17 protein-coding genes and 1 pseudogene are annotated in these 16,483 nt (G+C 42.3%); 8 read left to right on the top strand and 10 right to left on the bottom strand.

What is annotated here, in order from left to right; translation table 11 throughout:
* Window position 1: 1 nt before the first annotated feature.
* On the top strand, window positions 2–673 hold the full coding sequence (locus HCZ42_RS03355; RefSeq protein WP_143693470.1) for a hypothetical protein: 672 nt from the start codon (window positions 2–4) through the stop codon (window positions 671–673).
* Window positions 674–798: 125 nt separating this feature from the next.
* Here the strand turns inward: HCZ42_RS03355 and HCZ42_RS03350 are convergent, their stop codons facing one another.
* Together HCZ42_RS03350 and HCZ42_RS03345 are read right to left on the bottom strand one after the other, a co-directional pair.
* Complete coding sequence (locus HCZ42_RS03350; RefSeq protein WP_167419341.1) at window positions 799–2,058, bottom strand: Y-family DNA polymerase; 1,260 nt, start codon at window positions 2,056–2,058, stop codon at window positions 799–801.
* Window positions 2,058–2,465, bottom strand: coding sequence for a LexA family protein (locus tag HCZ42_RS03345; protein WP_029788667.1), 408 nt, complete (start codon window positions 2,463–2,465; stop codon window positions 2,058–2,060). The genes HCZ42_RS03350 and HCZ42_RS03345 overlap by 1 nt, the downstream gene beginning before the upstream one ends.
* A gap of 190 nt (window positions 2,466–2,655) precedes the next feature.
* Between HCZ42_RS03345 and HCZ42_RS21795 the strand changes: the two genes are divergently transcribed.
* Entirely contained in the window at window positions 2,656–3,114 is a 459-nt protein-coding gene (locus tag HCZ42_RS21795) for a hypothetical protein (protein ID WP_254868882.1), read from the top strand.
* 55 nt (window positions 3,115–3,169) lie between these two features.
* On the opposite strand, the gene HCZ42_RS03335 is transcribed toward HCZ42_RS21795, so the two are convergent.
* The gene (locus tag HCZ42_RS03335; RefSeq protein ID WP_167419340.1) at window positions 3,170–4,297 is read right to left on the bottom strand and encodes a helix-turn-helix domain-containing protein; all 1,128 of its coding nucleotides are present in this window, start codon (window positions 4,295–4,297) and stop codon (window positions 3,170–3,172) included.
* Between the two features lie 5 nt (window positions 4,298–4,302).
* A complete protein-coding gene (locus tag HCZ42_RS21735; RefSeq protein WP_217702279.1) occupies window positions 4,303–4,914 on the bottom strand; it encodes a peroxidase in 612 nt (203 codons plus the stop codon).
* A gap of 231 nt (window positions 4,915–5,145) precedes the next feature.
* On the opposite strand from HCZ42_RS21735, the gene HCZ42_RS03325 reads away from it, so the two are divergent.
* Window positions 5,146–5,358 carry a hypothetical protein gene (locus HCZ42_RS03325; RefSeq protein ID WP_167419339.1) on the top strand — a complete coding sequence of 71 codons (213 nt, stop codon included), beginning with the start codon at window positions 5,146–5,148 and terminating at the stop codon, window positions 5,356–5,358.
* 356 nt (window positions 5,359–5,714) lie between these two features.
* On the opposite strand, the gene HCZ42_RS03320 is transcribed toward HCZ42_RS03325, so the two are convergent.
* On the bottom strand, window positions 5,715–6,554 hold the full coding sequence (locus HCZ42_RS03320) for a hypothetical protein (protein WP_167419338.1): 840 nt from the start codon (window positions 6,552–6,554) through the stop codon (window positions 5,715–5,717).
* A 347-nt stretch (window positions 6,555–6,901) separates the two neighbouring features.
* Between HCZ42_RS03320 and HCZ42_RS03315 the strand changes: the two are divergent.
* Together HCZ42_RS03315 and HCZ42_RS03310 are read left to right on the top strand one after the other, a co-directional pair.
* Window positions 6,902–8,028: pseudogene (locus tag HCZ42_RS03315) on the top strand (IS3 family transposase).
* Between the two features lie 145 nt (window positions 8,029–8,173).
* The gene (locus tag HCZ42_RS03310) at window positions 8,174–9,571 is read left to right on the top strand and encodes a GIY-YIG nuclease family protein (protein ID WP_167419337.1); all 1,398 of its coding nucleotides are present in this window, start codon (window positions 8,174–8,176) and stop codon (window positions 9,569–9,571) included.
* A 144-nt stretch (window positions 9,572–9,715) separates the two neighbouring features.
* On the opposite strand, the gene HCZ42_RS03305 is transcribed toward HCZ42_RS03310, so the two are convergent.
* The 5 genes from HCZ42_RS03305 to HCZ42_RS03285 form a co-directional block, all read right to left on the bottom strand.
* Window positions 9,716–11,344, bottom strand: coding sequence for a relaxase/mobilization nuclease domain-containing protein (locus HCZ42_RS03305; RefSeq protein ID WP_167419336.1), 1,629 nt, complete (start codon window positions 11,342–11,344; stop codon window positions 9,716–9,718).
* Between the two features lie 93 nt (window positions 11,345–11,437).
* Window positions 11,438–12,085, bottom strand: a complete 648-nt coding sequence (locus tag HCZ42_RS03300) for a hypothetical protein (protein WP_167419335.1) — start codon at window positions 12,083–12,085, stop codon at window positions 11,438–11,440.
* A gap of 892 nt (window positions 12,086–12,977) precedes the next feature.
* The gene (locus HCZ42_RS03295) at window positions 12,978–14,681 is read right to left on the bottom strand and encodes an FAD-dependent oxidoreductase (RefSeq protein WP_167419334.1); all 1,704 of its coding nucleotides are present in this window, start codon (window positions 14,679–14,681) and stop codon (window positions 12,978–12,980) included.
* A 67-nt stretch (window positions 14,682–14,748) separates the two neighbouring features.
* Window positions 14,749–14,877, bottom strand: a complete 129-nt coding sequence (locus HCZ42_RS03290; RefSeq protein WP_025587119.1) for a hypothetical protein — start codon at window positions 14,875–14,877, stop codon at window positions 14,749–14,751.
* 11 nt (window positions 14,878–14,888) lie between these two features.
* Window positions 14,889–15,074 carry a YgaP family membrane protein gene (locus HCZ42_RS03285; RefSeq protein ID WP_167419333.1) on the bottom strand — a complete coding sequence of 62 codons (186 nt, stop codon included), beginning with the start codon at window positions 15,072–15,074 and terminating at the stop codon, window positions 14,889–14,891.
* 165 nt (window positions 15,075–15,239) lie between these two features.
* On the opposite strand from HCZ42_RS03285, the gene HCZ42_RS03280 reads away from it, so the two are divergent.
* From HCZ42_RS03280 to HCZ42_RS03270, 3 genes are read left to right on the top strand one after another with little or no spacing between them, the layout of a single operon-like run.
* On the top strand, window positions 15,240–15,551 hold the full coding sequence (locus tag HCZ42_RS03280) for an ArsR/SmtB family transcription factor (protein WP_167419332.1): 312 nt from the start codon (window positions 15,240–15,242) through the stop codon (window positions 15,549–15,551).
* 22 nt (window positions 15,552–15,573) lie between these two features.
* Window positions 15,574–15,993, top strand: a complete 420-nt coding sequence (locus HCZ42_RS03275; protein WP_167419331.1) for a YeeE/YedE family protein — start codon at window positions 15,574–15,576, stop codon at window positions 15,991–15,993.
* A gap of 18 nt (window positions 15,994–16,011) precedes the next feature.
* On the top strand, window positions 16,012–16,470 hold the full coding sequence (locus HCZ42_RS03270) for a YeeE/YedE family protein (protein ID WP_167419330.1): 459 nt from the start codon (window positions 16,012–16,014) through the stop codon (window positions 16,468–16,470).
* The last annotated feature ends 13 nt before the right edge of the window (window positions 16,471–16,483 follow it).

The raw sequence follows: 16,483 nt of genomic DNA, 5'->3' as shown, positions 1-16,483 counted from the left end.
AATGATTAAAGCAAAATGGCTATACTCTGAACTTCCTTTAACTCTTATCGAGTTGTCAAGATTGATGAAGGAACAACAATATTCAGAAGAAACTGGTTTGGGCTTTTTGCTTTCTGTATCTACTCCGTCAAAGCTTTCAGGTAAATACGTTGAGAAGCAAGTCCAACGAAGTGTGGTTGAAGATCCATTTGGCGAGGTTACTGAGGTTGAATCAGTAAGCTATTACACATGTCAGTTTAACTGGTCTTCGAGCTCTAAATATATGTACATCACTAATCCTCCTCGCTCGTTAAGGAAGTTTTTAAACAAACTACACGACATGACTGGTTTGGGGTTAGTGCTATCTGAAGTTAATGTGGCCCCCGAGCGTTGGGTTGGTTACTTGGAGCGCTCGGCTGATTCTTTGAAAGTTACTCAATTATCCTCATATGGCATCCGTGTTTCTCAGGGTGCTTCTGCGAAAATTACAGTGAATGGTATAAAAGACATTAGAGATGATTTTAGTACTATCATTTCAGATAAGCGATATTTGGTTGATAGCGTGAAATTTAAGGCTGAGTTTGGCAGTTTAGAGTTATTGTGTGAGTTGACTAGGCTAGGTGTTTGTCGCTTAAAGTCTGCCAATGTTAACTTTGTGCTCGACAAGCTTAGAGAGGCTTTAGAGGGGGTGTAACTCTCCCTGTTTTAGTGGCACTTCTTCCTAGTTGCTAGCACGGAGCTAACCACTCCGTGCTAGCTACGATAGTTAATAAGCATCTGCAAAGTCTTCATAACCCCATAGCATTAACCATGACTTTGCTACTCGCACTTGATAACTGGCAAGTCTGGCCATTTAGTTGTGTAGTGGGGCGTTAACATCTCACGCCGCATGCCCCATTTCTGCGCTATTCCTTGTGCTCCCAGAAATAAGGTGTCAGAACCATAACGTTGGTTCAACGAATCATAAACAGACATGAGTTTTGGGTCGTTGGGCATGGGGTTAAATAGATCTGACTGCTCGTTCTTCCCATCAGTTAAATCCAACAACCCGACGCCAATTTTGTAAAAGCGAACATCTTCACAAAATAGTTCTTCTGCGAGTAAAGTGGCAGCTTTGGTGATATGTGTGGCATCTGAAGTAGGGTAGGCAAACCTATGTATTGCTCTACGCGTTACAGCCTTCTCATCGAAGGGGGAGCTATTGGCGAAGCATAACATCACTTTACACAAACTATTTTGCTGACGCGCCTTTGAAGAGGCTATATTCGCATGCTTTGCCAAAGCCTGGCGTAATGATTCCAAGTCGGTAATGCGCTGACCTGCGCTTCTCGTAGAATAGATTTGTTTTTTGTCTGCCCTTGATTGATCCCAAGCTTTACATGGTTGGCCATTGAGTTCACGGATAGTGCGTTCGATTTCGACGTTAAACTCTTTACGAGCTAATGCTGTTGGATAGTCAGCGAGTTCTAAAGCTGTATTGATGCCCATAAACTTCAAACGAGCTTGTATTTTTTTACCTATGCCCCAGATGTCACCTGCACCGAGCTTCGACAGTATGGTTCTGCGCTCTTGCTCGCTATCGAGAACACAGACTCCGTTATACCCTTGTATTTTTTTAGCGGCATGGTTAGCGATTTTTGCAAGTGTAAGAGTTGGGCCAAAGCCAACACAAACGGGTAAGCGACATTCTCGCCATACAGCTCGCCTCAGCTTCATTCCATGCGTTTTTAAGCATGGAATGGCAGGGTAACAACGTTCGAATGATAGGAAAGATTCATCGATACTGTAGATGTGTTGCTCTGGAGCGAATCGACCAATTACTTGCATCATTTTGGACGATAGGTCGGCGTATAACTCATAATTGGATGATAAGGCGATTACGCCTTTCTGTTCACAAAGTGCTTTAACCTGAAAGAATGGTTTGAACTTTTCAATGCCCGCTTCTTTGGCATGTCGATTTGCAGCCACCACGCACCCGTCATTGTTGGAAAGAACAACTACGGGCTTACCTCGCCAGTCGGGACGGAAGACTTGCTCAGCACTACAATAAAATGAGTTCGCATCGACTAAGGCATACATTATTTTGTTCTCAGCAGGTGACTTGGTCTATGGCAACGTATGGATCGGATGACGACACCTTCTAACGAGAAGGAATCACATTCGGTAATCAGGGTTGGTTGATACTTATCGTTTGCTGAAAGCAATAGCTTGCGATGAATATCAATCTGCTTACATATGAATTCACCATTAAGGTTCGCAACAACGACGTCATTCTGTTTTACATCGACGTGTCGATCTACGATAAGCAAATCTTGGTCAAATATACCTAACCCTTGCATGGAATCACCACATGCTCTCCCGATGAAAGTTGCACTGGGGTGCTCGACTAAAAGCTCATCGAGATCGAGAGATAGTTGACTGTACTCGGTAGCTGGCGACTCAAATCCAGTGATGCCAGCATGTGCGCTGATTGGGATAACTTTCATAAACAATACTGTATAAATAAACAGTATTATTTTGGTGTCAAAAAGCCATTTTGGCAAGTAGGTGTGAACTGTTTGCCTACTATCTCAGCAAATTTAATTTGGCGATTTGAAGGTTTGTTTCTATGTTTCTGATAATCGGAGTTTTGTGAGGACAAACGTTGTGATGGAATTAGATCAAAGGCGACTTATAGTGGTTAAGAACTTGCTTAATAAGCTCGAGTTTTACACTGATGAGGTGGTTAAAGAGAGGAGTCGAAGTGGGCTATGTATAGAAATAAACGGTTGGCACCTTTATCCCGTGTTTCAGTTCGATGAAAACATGGAACTACAGGGACAACTCAAGAAACGCCTTGATGATTTGAGAATGGGCCGAGATGATGTTGATGTCCTTCACTGGCTATTTGCTGAGAAAATCGTGCTGATGACCAAGGCGGTTGCGCCTTACTATTTGGTAGAGAAAGCTTTGGGCAGTGGTGATCTAAAAGCTTATGATGCACTAGTTTCGGCAGAAGCTAGTCAGAGTGAGCACTTGGCAGCTCGTCCAGTTGATCTGCTTGGTAGAGACGAATTCGACGTATTTGTTGACGATTGGAAGCTTGGAGACTATCGAGTGATCCCTAAGAAAGAGGTTAAGCATACCTTGGGTTGATACAGCTGGAACCTAAAGAATGAAAGCCCATCATTGAAGATGGGCTTCAAACAACCTAAAAGTTAAAAGGGATAACGACGTCATTTGAGTCATCAATCACGTTTTCAGAGTATGATACGCCTGTAATTTCTGACAATAACTCAGGGCTAACGCCTAATTTATCCGACAGCCTTTTAAAGGAAATTCCAAGGTGCTCGCTTAGAACTTGCAGACCTTCCTCTAACACATGAGGGGTCTCTAGAGGTATCTTATCATCGAACTTCTCTTTTCGCGTTTGCCTAGTCTGGCTAAACCACACGTTCGCCGTCCGATACTGCTGTGCGTTAATAAAACCAAGAAAGTGAGCCCTGTAAATAATTGCCCTAGCACTCATTTTCCATCTGAGTTTTAGGTTATATACTTCCTTCCAGTTGATGCTGCCATTAGCCGCTAGGCACGCTGGAAACTCGCGAGCGAATGACTTCCGAGGGAAAAGAAAAGCAGAGGCAAAAGCATCAGCTTCTCGCTCTGTTTGCTTACAGCCAGTTTCGACACCGTCATGCATGACCAGATGCCCGCATTCGTGTGCAATGTCGAATCTCAGACGACAAACACTTTCTTTTGCAGTGTTTCTAATAATGATCGGAAACTTTCGGTTAACTGAGAGGGCGTCAACTTTGTCAGATACCCCATCAAAACAAGTAACAATAGCCCCCTGATTTTCAACAACATTAATCATGTTATCTATTGGCGCATCCGAAGTTAACCCCCATCTAACACGTGCACCTTCTGCAATCTTCTCTATCACTGGCGGTGTTAACTCTGGAAGTTTATCGTTATCAACCAAGTTGAACTTGTTCTCTGGTAAATCCAAATGCTCATGCAGTTCAGATACCAATTGTTCAAGTATTGTGCTGTATGCTTGGACGCGATTTTTAACTCCTGCGGGAGTTGTTTGACGCTTCCGAAAATGACACTGTTCAGGCTTAACATCACCAGAAAGCGGCATGCTAAAAAACTCAGGTGACACTTTCAAAAACTCAGCCAATGCGTTTGCTACGTCATCAGCAGGAGCTCTAACATCACTCTCGTATTGGTGGATACTTTGACGCGTAACAGCCACAGCATCCCCCAGTTCTTGTAACGTACAACCCTTAAGCAAGCGGGCTAATCGCAACCGCTCTCCATAAAATGTTACAGACATAATTACTAACCATTACTGGCTCCATCTTTGGGAGCCTTATTCTCTTTTGCTTTAATGGAAACAGAAGCTTTCTGGGTTACAACAGGCTCGGGCAACTCAACATCAACAGAGCTTAAAGCAGAAACTTTTTCATCCAATGGAATTTCCCAACACGACACCTGAACTCCATCTAAAAAACCAGTAAAGGTTACTCGTTCTACATAACGGAGTTCATCAACTTCAATTGCAAAAAACCAAAGAATCGATGCAGCCTTACCTACTTCTGCATCAAGCAAACTCATTTGGCTTAGAGCTTCGATACAAGGGATCAATCTCCGCTCTTCAGGACAACTTGGCTTACCACGGTACAAGCGCACAGGAACAGATTCAATAGAAAAGGTGAATCGACCATCATCCTTAACTACTCCCAACCAAGCCCAATCGTGCTGGTCTTTAGATGCTCTGATAATCTGATTTCTACAGCACTCGTATGCTCTAAGACCTGTTGACCTTGCCGAGTCCCCTAAAACATCATCATGTAAATCAATTACCGAGTCTCGTACTTCCCTCATTAGAGAAGCAAGCTGTTTAATGCGGTCTTGCGATAGTGCTGGATTGAGTTCCCACGGTTGCTTCATTGTAAAACTGTTCCTTATGAAGATTTGTGTAGCCCCTTGATGGGTGTTTGGTGAAATACACGTCAATTATCTTGCGTTTTTTTAAATTTGTCAATCAATGAAGGGTAAGTAAACGGGAGGGTAAGAAAGTAAAGTGAAACATAAAAAGTTAAGTGAAAGCGTTTTGTTAACAGTCGAGTACTGTTATTATAGACAGGCTTTACATCATCAGCTAAACCCAGAGGTGACATTATGGGAAGAAAACGTGTAACCACCACTCAAGAGTCGAGCAGTGGAAGAAATACCAAGTTTCGTGATAACTATTCTGGCGAAAATATGACTAGAAGTCAGTTTGTTAAGAAGATTGAGAGTGGTGAATACTCCAAGTACCATATAAGAAAAATCAACGGCGTAAAAACACCAGTATCAAACCCAGACCCAAGTAAAGATAATAACTTGGACTAATACACATCACCATCTCAGGGAATGGAATCCTTGACATTACCTCATGGTATTTTTAAACACCGCACTGTACTAACTCGGCAATCCAGCTTTTCAGCAATATTACAGACTTTTTTCCTGCAACATTTATTAGTAAGCTAATCAAATAGAAGGTTATTGATCTGACAGAAAAAATACTTTTACCAAATTGTCGGAAATCAACTTGAGATATGAAGTGATCTGGATCGCGATCAGTGTTTAGCATGGATATGCTCATGCACAATATCTTCACATTTCTTATGAGCGTTGATGTTATTGACTTTATAAGACGACTTGAGCTCCATATTCAATAGGGGCCTCCAAAGGCCCCATGAATTGTACTACTTGGGCCTTTTGACTACTTTTACGTTTCTTCCCCTTAAAGCCTCAAAGGTTGCTCTAACGCGAGATGTGGTGTTGGATGTAGCGTTCTCTGAAAGCGGCGTCAATAAATTTTCATCGCAGTTAGTGAAACGGGCTAAGCAGTATTGTTCGAACTTAGATTGCTTCTCAAGCTTATCTAGGCCTCCAATCATTCGCCCCATGTCGTATTTGTTATCCATGAACTTGGCGATCTCGTCATTTTGGTACTTTTCCACATTAAAGCTTTTGCAGCCGTACCCCATATTCGACAATATTGATTCTAGACGAGCCAAAGCTTGCTGAATGTCCTCGGCTTCATCCGCTTTTAGCTCTAATCCTCTTGATCCAATAGTGCGACTGCCATCAACACGCTCGATCTGACCAATTGTTTCGCACAAATGATGAATTGGGGATGCAAATTGATGCACGTTATCGCCATTTTCGAGAGTAACAGTCCCTCGCTCAATGTTTGCCACGCGTTCGAGGTTTTCTTTAACTGCAAGATTGAAATACACCTGAATTTTCTCGAAGTAGCTGTCCTTTAGAGACATGATGCTTGGTTGAAAGTGCTCTGTGGCGTATCTGCGCTCTATGTCGTACTTTGAGCGTGGTATCTTGGTAGCTGTATCTAGTGGGATTTGGAAGATTACCTCAGATGAGACTACTGAATCGTTATCAATAACAGTTCCTCTTACTGATATAGACTTGCCATTATCATTTGGAAGACGAAGTTGATACCAGACCTTAGTGTTTTCCGTGTTGGCGTTCTTTTCTCTCATGTCGGAAATGATTTTATTAGCTTTAATTACACTGAGCATAAGTTATCCTTTTTATTATATTTATTAGTAAGGGTAATAAAATAGTAAATGCTTATTTTTCTATGTGCAATAAAAAGTTATTTGACATAATTTATATGTTTGGCATGGATTTATGTTTATTTTTGTCATTAGATTACTAAGTTAATGATTAATCTATTTTAGTGTTTCTAGTAATCAATTAACTTATATTGAAAAAAGAAATTTAGTCAATTTATTATTCGGGTTGAAATCCATGGTAAGTTGATCACAGATAACCAAGTTGGAAACTGTGATAACCGAGTTGGAAACCGATAACTAAATTGGAAACTGACTTGACCAAAAAAGCGACATATTCACCTTATAGCGTTATTACTGTAGTTTACGATGAATTTAAAATCCAAGCCGTTAAGCAAGTCACCGAACAAGGCTACATTGTAGCAAGTGTGTCAAAGCGCCTTTGGGTCTTCACTAATAGCCTCTATAACTGGATGAAGAAGTACGGTTCAGACAGTAAGCATTATCAGCAAATGAATGAGCAGGAAGCTCGGAAAAGAGAGCTTGAAAAAAGAGCTGGAGCGAGTGATACAGGAACGCGATATCTTAAAGGAAGCCGTGTTTTTCGCCAGCGAGCTGAAGAAAAATACGCGTTCATAAAATCCAGACTCGATAAGTACCCTGTACGTCTAATGTGCCAGATTCTTAGTATCCAGCGCAGTGGCTTTTATGCATGGCTAAAACAGCCGAAATCTGCCAGAACTATTGAGGATGAACGCTTACTGGGCTTGATTAAGCATTATTGGCTTGAAAGTGGTTGTGTCTATGGTTACCGCAAGGTTCAAAGTGATCTACGGGATTTAGGCGAGACATGCAGCAAGCACCGAGTCGCCCGCCTGATGCGACAGGAGGGACTGAAAGCTCAAGTCGGATATAAGAAGCACCGTGGAATGTATAGTGGTCAGCCAGCACTTATCGCTGAAAACATATTAGACCGTGAGTTCTCGCCATCTGAGCAGAATCAATCTTGGGTAACAGACATCACCTACATCAGGACACACGAAGGTTAGCTGTATATAGCTGTCGTGCTCGACCTTTATTAGGAGAGCCGTGGTCGGTCGGTCAATGAGTTCAAGGATGGAAGAGCTGGTAACACAAGCACTTCTTGTAGCGGTATGGGGTCGAAAGCCAAAAAGTATAGTGCTAATCCATTCTGATCAGGGAAGTCAATTCACGGGCTATGAATGGCAGGCGTTTCTTAAAGAGCGTAACCTGATACCGAGCGATTCGCAGGCGAAACTGTCATGAGAATGCTGTAGCGGAAATCTTCTTCCAGCTTCTAAAACGTGAACGGATTAAGCAAAAGATCTACCAAACAAGAGAAAGAGCATGTTCAGATATCTTCGATTACATCGAGATGTTTTATAACTCTAAATGTAAGCACAGCAACGCTGAGAATATGCCTCCATTGGTGTATGAAAAGCTTGGAATTTACAACTAGACGCTGGTCTACAGGAGGCTGAGCGATTCATGGTGCATTTACGATATGAGTTGATCGTTTTGTCTTCGCAAGGCCATTTAACAAGTAACTTTTCTGAACTATTATTTTTCGATATTATTAAGTGCATGTATTTTATGGGGTTATTTTGGTTAAGAAAATGAATTTAAGTAGTAAAAAAGCCAATCCATATGAAAATAAATATAAGGATAGACTTAAGCAAGAGCGCCCTGGTGTTAAGCTTATCGGTGAGTATGTGAACTCAAAGACCAAAACACTTCACGTATGCCATTGTGGTAATGATGAGTGGATGGTTACTCCAGAGAAAGTATTCAAGCAACAGGGGTGTAGACGGTGTTCTCAAAGGCAGTCGCCAGAGGTCTACGCACAATACCTGCGGGATAATCGACCAGAGCTGACTAACTTAGAGGATTACGTAACAAATAGCACCAAGATACTGCATCGATGTAACAAAGCTGATTGCAAGAATGAATGGTATGCTACTCCTAATTCGATTAAAGATAGTGGAACAGGTTGCCCAAAATGCGGAATTGTGAAGTACAGTTCAAAAAGGTTACATAGCCAAGAAGACTATGAAAAGATTGTTTGCAAGATCAATCCGAAGGTGAAGGTCGTTGGTACTTATGTATCCAATCACATCGAAATCGATCATCAGTGTTTGGTGGAGAGCTGTCGCCATAAATGGCTTGCTCGTCCTTCGAATATAAAATCAGGTAAGGGCTGTCCTGAATGTGAAAAAGTGGCTAAGCGACAACGAAACAAGGCGAGTCGTATCCCTCATGAGCAATTTTTAGCTCAAGTAAAGGAAATTAACCCTAACATTGAAATTTTAGGGATATATACGACAGCTAAGGCAAAAGTTGAATGTAAGTGCCTTATAGCAGAATGTGGTCGAAAGTGGGACGCTATAGCAACAGGTCTTAAAGCGGGTAAGGGCTGTCCTGAATGTGGTGTTAAAAAAGCTATTGCCGCTGCGACTAGTAATAAAATGTCTCATGATGAATATGTCGCATATGTCGAGTCAAGACGCCAAGATCTTACAGTAATTGGTGAATATGAAAATACGGAAACAAAGGTGCTTCACCGTTGTACCAATGATGAATGTTTGTATGAATGGCTCATCTTACCTCGCGATGTCAAAAGATTTTCCGCGCCCTGTCCTAAGTGCTCCAATCGCTCGAGCGATACTGTTTATACATGGCAAGATGATAGTGGCAATTGGAAAATTGGCGTTACATTAGAGAGGCGTTGTCAGAAAAGAGTTAAAGAGGTATCTCAAGCACACGATACAAATGTAAAAGGCTTGCGAGTAGCGATCGTCGGTGCGGGTAATGCAATACGGATAGAGAGGTTATTACATGGACTGTTTCAAGAAAAGCCTTATGATTCAGGTGATGGTTACACCGAATTTCGCACTCTTTCTGATGAGGAAGCAACCTGGCTGAATATAATTTTTGATGACTTAATCGAGTATGGTAGAGATCAAGAAAAATTTAATAAGATTATAGATAACTTGTTGCCATAAACTGTAGTGACAATCAGTTTATGGTAATCCATTTGATTGTACTGTTTCCATCTTAGTTATAGGCTGTACCAGGATGCCTGTTCCTTTTGATACCCTTAGTTTCCAACTCAGTTAGTTGTGATCATAAGTTGACTAAAAAGTAAGCTAGAATGTTCTTTCTAAGGTTAAATCTAGCTCTTGCTCCTCGCGTATCTCTAAGTAGCGCCTGATATGTCGGCTTGCGTTTGCATCTTGTATGGCACTGAGAAGCTGGGGGATGGTGTGGACGGTGTTTAGTCCGTCGTTGCTCTTTAACTGGAAGCCTGGTTGCTCTTTGTAATCTCCAAGATGGCTTTCTACATCAATATGTGGGGAGTCAAACCCCAACATGCGGAGTAATGTTTCTATGAACTCAATTAACAGCTCTGCCAGACGTTGATTGACCAGTGCGGTGTATTCATCTCGAGTCATTTGGGGGGAGTTGAACCAAGACTGGCTGTAGCTTTCTTTGTGCCACATTTTGTTAATTCTGACTCTGAAGACAAAACCATGAAGCTTGGAATCGTACTCCCTTGAACCTCCCTCATTGTATAGTTGAAGGTAAGTTTGGAGGCGAGAATACTTGACCGCTTTATTGATTTTTGTGAAGTCTTTATCTCTGAAGCTAAGCACCACATTGCAGTAGCGATCATCGTTACTCAGAAGATGACCTTGCTCAGTATCAATCGTCTGGATTGGGTCTTTGACAATGGCATAAGCACGTTTAGATTCTCGCATGTTTAACTGTTTAAGGCTTTGACTGTTACATTCGCTCATTGTGAATCGACCGTTATTCAGCAGATTTTTTAGGGAATATGCATTGCAGTGTCCCATCTTTGAAGAAGGGAAGTACAGGGCTGGCCTGCTAGTCTTGTTTTGTGTTTTGTTGGGCTTACTCAGGCGATAAGACATACCGTTGGGGAGCTTGTCAGCTTGAGATTTGTAGCTAAGCCTAACTTGAACACCAACAGCTTCTAGCTGCTCAAGAAAAACTGGAAGGGTGGGGGTGACATCAAGAAGCCTATTTTGCTCAAGTACAAAGTCTAATTTGCGTCGTATCTGGGCTTTATCACCTCCTTTAGTTTTCTTGTTTGGTGTGATGTGAATGGGCTTTAGTTTAGAGTTCTCAACACTATCGTTAAACTTATCGCCTGGGTTAGCGACGCTGCCGAGTCCAAATTCATTTTCAATTTCACGCATAACTTTCGTGGCTTCAGGGTGGTTTTGCCATTCATTGACGACTTTTTTCGTTTTTACGTCTACGGTGCCGCAGTTGATGTGGATGTGGCTATGTGCAGTGTCGTGATGAATGAACACTATATATTTTGTGTTATGAAGCCCCATCCTGCGCATGTACTTTTTAACGAGTTTTCGCCATTGTTTACGGCTAAGCTGCTCGCCTATTTGAAGGGATATCATTCGGTGGCTGGTGGGTTTCTGCATGCCAGTTTTACTTTTATAGCTCGCTATCTCGCGTCCGATTTCAGACCAATCCATCTCATGGGTTTTAAGGTGGGGTGTTTTTAAGGTTGGAAATGGTGAGGAGATATTGTGAGCCATCAGAAATTCTGTTTTTTCACTGATGATGTCGTTTTCTTCGTGGGGTTTGAACTTGCCAGAAGCGTATTCGACGCGCACGCATTGCTCTAGATCTTTGGTTGTGCCCGCCGCGTAGTTGGTAGTTGCAGCAGACTGGTCTTCAATAGATTGTTTTTTGCTTGGCGTTTTAGTTTTGAATATCTTGTGAATAGCCATAAGTACACCTTTTAATAATTGTTATGTGGTGATGTAGAATCGATAAGTTCGACCCGACGAGGTCGGAAGGGAGCGACATAGTCGCCCACAGGTTTACATGTAAGTTGCTTCTTCACGCAGCTCTTTAAAGTCAGCGAGTTTTTGAAGCTGCTCTTGGGTCAAGTGCCTATTAGCGAGCATCAAAGCGAAATCAGAGTTGTATTCACCCAGCTCTTGTTGTTCTCGCTCAGCAAGTTTTTGTTGAATCAGTGATAGGTATTCGATGATGAGGTTTACTGTTTCTTTATCTAACACATTTTCTTGCAAGGCATGCATCAGTTGAACGCTTGAGAACTGGATGTCTTCATATATTGATTCCAGAAATTCTTCATCAAATTCGGGCCTTTCAATCGAACTAACTTGCAGATCTGGCATAAGGTTAAGAGTGATATCGCGCATGTAGGTGGACAGGTGTTTGTATCCTAGCCTCGTTTGGCGGAATTCGAGTTCAGTTTTTTCTTGCGGAGTTATATTTATTTTGACTTGTTCACTGCATTTGGATTCTGCTGGTTTTCGTGGCCTACCACGGTTAGGTTTATTGAGGTATTGTTCAATAAACTCTAAGGCTTGAAGCTTTTCTTCAGAGTCTCGTAGATGGCGATACACGCCCCGTGCTTCGAACACAAGCTGACGTTGTTCAATAAGTTCAGCTTTGCTCATTTTTTCTAGTCTTTCTCTGATACTTAGATCAAAAATACTCATACTGGTTACCTTTATTATTTTTATTAGTGGTACTAGGAGCGGAGCGACGAGCGCAGAACCGTAAGGTTCGAGCACCGCAGCGCTAGCGAGGAAGCTCCGCAGGACAAGCTGCTAATTAATTCGAGGAACGAGAAATAATTAGTACTGGCTTGTTTCCGTGTTTTTTAATTTAGTAGAACCACTGTGAATATTCTTATGCTCACACTCACGGAGTGCATTCCCATTATTCATGGGCGTAAATAAACATAGTGTTCCTATGTTTTATTTTAATCCACTGTATGCGATTTATTCAACTGACATGAAGTTTAATATTGAGTATGGTTTGAGTCTTTGGGAAAATAATCTTTTTTTGTCATATGAAGTAAATTATGTATTGGTAGGTTGCTAAAAGATAAAGTACTTACAATGGGATATATTAAAGTGGCTTACTTCCTGTATGATAGAAAAATATAGTTAGTCAACTTATTACCTTTCAGAGGTATAGTCTGGTGATTTTTTGGTCTAGGATTAATTAAGTTAATAATTAACGACTCGAAACAAATTAATTGAGTAGGAGCAGAAATACCATTATGCTTAAGGTTGATTATGCCAGTATGTTGGCCGACTTCGTCGAGTCGAGGTCGTATGTTAAGTGGAGAGAGTATGGCAGGTAAGGTAAAACAGCGCAGAGCTAGGAAAGTTTATACTTCTGAGTTAGCTGAATAGTTTGCAAAAGCTGTTAATTTGGCAGTAAAGCAGTTTAGTAAAGAGAAACCTGTTTCCTCTTCAGCAACGCTGGATAAAAAGGAATGTTGTAAAGCTTGTTCAGCGAAAAAAGTAGCATTACCTATTTCTTTGCTTCATAAAAAAAAGAGCACTTAGAGTGCTCCAAAACAAAAGCTCAGTGTAGCTGTTATGCTTTCGCAAATTTATAAGTTCGATCCCCGCCAATCAGGTTACGAGCTTTGAAGCCGTTATTAACTAGCTGACGGTATGCAACGTTACCACGTAACCCTACTTGACAATAGATAACGATCTCCTTGTCTTTTGGTAGTTCGTCCATACGGTGACGCAATTGGTCTACAGGAATGTTGATCGCATCTTTGATAAAGCCAACATTTTCAAGTTCGCCAGGGTTACGTACATCGAGCAAGACTTGCTCGTCTGTCAGTGAATCCATTTCATCGAAGTGAATCGGAGTAGCGTCACCCTTAATGATGTTGTTGGCCACAAAGGCTGCTTGGTTGATCACATCTTTAGCACTGCCATACGGCGGCGCGTAAGTGAGCTCTAAGTGTTGAAGCTGCTCGACAGTCATGCCTGCTCGCTGGGCAACCGCCATTACATCAATTCGTTTATCGACACCATCTTTGCCCACTGCTTGCGCCCCAAAGATCTTGCCTGTTTTTGGATCGAACAACATCTTGAACGATACAATCTCAGCGCCTGGGTAGTAGCTAGCGTGGCTGGCAGTGTGTACATAGACTTTTTCATAGTCCACGCCTTCACGCTTCAACTGTTTTTCGTTTTTGCCTGTTGAGGCAACGGCGAGGTCAAAAATCTTACAGATAGCCGTGCCTTGTGTACCTTGATAGGTTTCACTGCGTCCTAGCATGTTGTCGGCAGCCATACGACCTTGACGGTTAGCAGGGCCAGCAAGCGGTACCAGAGTTTGTGCACCTGTGACAAAGTCTTTTTCTTCGACTGCATCACCCACAGCGTAGATGCTAGAATCGCTAGTCTGCATCATTTCATTGGTGTAAATACCACCTAGCTCACCAATTTGAAGTCCAGCTTCTTTTGCCAACTTAGTCTCAGGGCGCACACCGATAGCCATGATTAAGATATCAGTGGTTAACGACTCACCATTGTTGAGAGTTAGGTTGAGCTCACCTTCAATATGCTGGTGCTCGGTATCTTCACCAGAGCCAATGCTGGCAATATGATCATTGGGAATGTACTCGACAGCTTGAAGCGCTACGCCCAACTTCAAATCAATGCCTTTTTGACGAATTTCAGCGTGAGCGAAGCCCGCCATTTCACGGTCGACAGGTGTCATAATCTGATCCGCCATCTCAATCAGCGTGGTTTTAATTCCCAACTGATGGAAGGCTTCCATCATTTCTAGGCCAATAAAACCACCACCGACAACCGTTGCGTGCTCGGGTTTGTTCATTTGGATCGTTTGAATGATGCGATCCATATCTGGGATGTTACGTAGCGAGTGTGTCAGCGGGTTATCGATACCAGGAATTGGAGGTACGATAGGGCCTGCGCCTGGACTAAGGAGCAAGAAGTCGTAGCTTTCGGTATACTCGCTATCATCCAATAGGTTCTTAACAGCAACCTGCTTGTTGTGTCGGTCAATAGATATGACTTCGTTCATAACACGTACATCAACGTTAAATCGAGCTAAGAAGCTTTCTGGAGTTTGCAAGAGGAGCTTACTTCTATCCTTAATATCGCCACCTATGTGGTATGGCAAGCCGCAATTAGCGAACGAGACGAAACTGCCTCTTTCGAACATGATGATTTCTGCATCTTCACTCAAGCGACGAGCGCGTGCTGCGGCTGATGCTCCACCAGCAACGCCCCCAACAATAAGAATCTTTGTCATTACCTAACTCCAAATTTAATCGAAAGTACTTAATAAACCACTCTCTGTGAAAAGAGTGGTTTATTATTTACTTTTCTAACGAAACAAAAGGGCCTCGCTCGAACATGATGATCTCTGCATCTTCACTTAAACGACGCGCACGAGCAGCAGCAGAAGCACCACCTGCAACACCACCAACAATAAGAATCTTAGTCATTTGGAACTCCGTTAATGAAAGCCTAATTTTTTAAGGAAAAACGCCGCAGGACAAATGCCGGTAAAAGCACTTTGGATTAAGTTTGCCCCGATAAATACGGTTAACCATATAAAGCCACTGTTTACAGTGACGGTTAACACAACAGAAAGCAACACCATGCTTCCTGCAACCACTCGTACTGCATTTTCAAGAGTCATAATCGTTCTCCTTACGAATCCGTTTCCCTTGGTATCAATCACTATAGGATTTTAAATTAGAAAAGTCTAATGTTAATTTATCTAAATTTAAAATATCTAAATTAGAATTGACTAATTGATATTGTTTAGTATCATCTAATATAAATGTGCAAGTTGAGGTGAGTCATGGTTGATGTCGCTGTGAATATGGCAGAGATGCAAAAGAAAGCTGTAGAAACCGCTGAACTATTGAAAGTCATGGCCCACCCTGAACGGTTGATGGTGCTTTGTCAGTTGACGGAAGGCGAAGTTGGAGTAGGTGCGTTGCAAAATGGCTCATCGTTGAGTCAATCAGCATTCTCCCAGCATTTAACGGTTATGCGCAAGCACGGGCTAATTAAAGCACGTAAAGAGTCTCAGCAAGTTTTTTATTCGTTGAATGACCCGCGAGTCACTCAACTGATCCATAGTTTGCAGTCCACATTCTGTGGCGCGTAGTTTGAAGTATTAAGAGGTAGATATGGCTTTCAGTATTCCTTGGGAATCTCTTGCAGGAGGCATTTTATTAGGAATCTCAGCAACGATTATGTTGCTGCTAAATGGAAAAGTCGCTGGTATTAGCGGCATTATGACGGGGCTGCTCACGCCTAAATCAAAAGATTTTGCGTGGCGTTTGTTGTTTGCCTTGGGAATGGTATCAGGCGGTGTTATCGGAGTATTGGTATTCGCCAGCGAAGTACCGACGGTGTATTCAAGCAGTACGCTTATATTGGCACTAGCGGGTTTATTGGTGGGGATTGGTACAAGACTAGGTAACGGTTGTACTAGCGGACATGGAATATGTGGCATCGGACGTCTGTCCAAACGCTCAATGGTTGCAACTTTCGTATTCATGTTTGTTGCAGCGGTAACGGTCTTTGTTCGTCTTCATCTGATTTAACTCCTAGTAGGTATAAAAATGAATAAGTTAGTGTTTCGTTTTACGTCTTTGGTGGCTGGTTTTTTATTTGGCTTAGGCATGATCATTTCAGGTATGGCTGATCCAGCGAAAGTGATTGGATTCTTGGATGTAGCCGGTGCGTGGGACCCGAGTTTAGCGTTTGTGATGGGCGGAGCGTTGATGGTGTTTATGCCAAGTTACTTTCTACTCATTAAACCTAAGCAAAAGCCGTTAGTTGCAGAAGAGTTTTGTTTAGCAAAGAGCAAAACCATCGACTCTCGTTTAGTGAGCGGTGCAGCTATTTTTGGTCTGGGCTGGGGTATTGCAGGCGTGTGTCCTGGGCCAGCATTGTCAAGTTTGGCACTCGGTAATCCGGGCGTTTGGATCTTCTTTGCCAGCATGATGGTTGGTCTAGGAGGGACAAACCTGTTGATCGGCATGAAAAACAATCGTGAATCACAGACTCAAACCGCATAGTAGCCAGTCGCTA

It is taken from the genome of Vibrio hepatarius (assembly GCF_011806575.1).
In the GTDB taxonomy this organism is placed as follows: domain Bacteria; phylum Pseudomonadota; class Gammaproteobacteria; order Enterobacterales; family Vibrionaceae; genus Vibrio; species Vibrio hepatarius_A.
This window is presented reverse-complemented; position numbering and strand designations above follow the sequence as displayed.

Excerpts from the sequence above, each read along its gene's own strand:
- HCZ42_RS03355 (WP_143693470.1), top strand. The coding sequence starts at position 2 with ATGATTAAAGCAAAATGGCTATACTCTGAACTTCCTTTAACTCTTATC.
- HCZ42_RS03350 (WP_167419341.1), bottom strand. The coding sequence starts at position 2,058 with ATGTATGCCTTAGTCGATGCGAACTCATTTTATTGTAGTGCTGAGCAA.
- HCZ42_RS03345 (WP_029788667.1), bottom strand. The coding sequence starts at position 2,465 with ATGAAAGTTATCCCAATCAGCGCACATGCTGGCATCACTGGATTTGAG.
- HCZ42_RS03335 (WP_167419340.1), bottom strand. The coding sequence starts at position 4,297 with ATGTCTGTAACATTTTATGGAGAGCGGTTGCGATTAGCCCGCTTGCTT.
- HCZ42_RS21735 (WP_217702279.1), bottom strand. The coding sequence starts at position 4,914 with ATGAAGCAACCGTGGGAACTCAATCCAGCACTATCGCAAGACCGCATT.
- HCZ42_RS03325 (WP_167419339.1), top strand. The coding sequence starts at position 5,146 with ATGGGAAGAAAACGTGTAACCACCACTCAAGAGTCGAGCAGTGGAAGA.
- HCZ42_RS03320 (WP_167419338.1), bottom strand. The coding sequence starts at position 6,554 with ATGCTCAGTGTAATTAAAGCTAATAAAATCATTTCCGACATGAGAGAA.
- HCZ42_RS03305 (WP_167419336.1), bottom strand. The coding sequence starts at position 11,344 with ATGGCTATTCACAAGATATTCAAAACTAAAACGCCAAGCAAAAAACAA.
- HCZ42_RS03300 (WP_167419335.1), bottom strand. The coding sequence starts at position 12,085 with ATGAGTATTTTTGATCTAAGTATCAGAGAAAGACTAGAAAAAATGAGC.
- HCZ42_RS03295 (WP_167419334.1), bottom strand. The coding sequence starts at position 14,681 with ATGACAAAGATTCTTATTGTTGGGGGCGTTGCTGGTGGAGCATCAGCC.
- HCZ42_RS03290 (WP_025587119.1), bottom strand. The coding sequence starts at position 14,877 with ATGACTAAGATTCTTATTGTTGGTGGTGTTGCAGGTGGTGCTTCTGCT.
- HCZ42_RS03285 (WP_167419333.1), bottom strand. The coding sequence starts at position 15,074 with ATGACTCTTGAAAATGCAGTACGAGTGGTTGCAGGAAGCATGGTGTTG.
- HCZ42_RS03280 (WP_167419332.1), top strand. The coding sequence starts at position 15,240 with ATGGTTGATGTCGCTGTGAATATGGCAGAGATGCAAAAGAAAGCTGTA.
- HCZ42_RS03275 (WP_167419331.1), top strand. The coding sequence starts at position 15,574 with ATGGCTTTCAGTATTCCTTGGGAATCTCTTGCAGGAGGCATTTTATTA.
- HCZ42_RS03270 (WP_167419330.1), top strand. The coding sequence starts at position 16,012 with ATGAATAAGTTAGTGTTTCGTTTTACGTCTTTGGTGGCTGGTTTTTTA.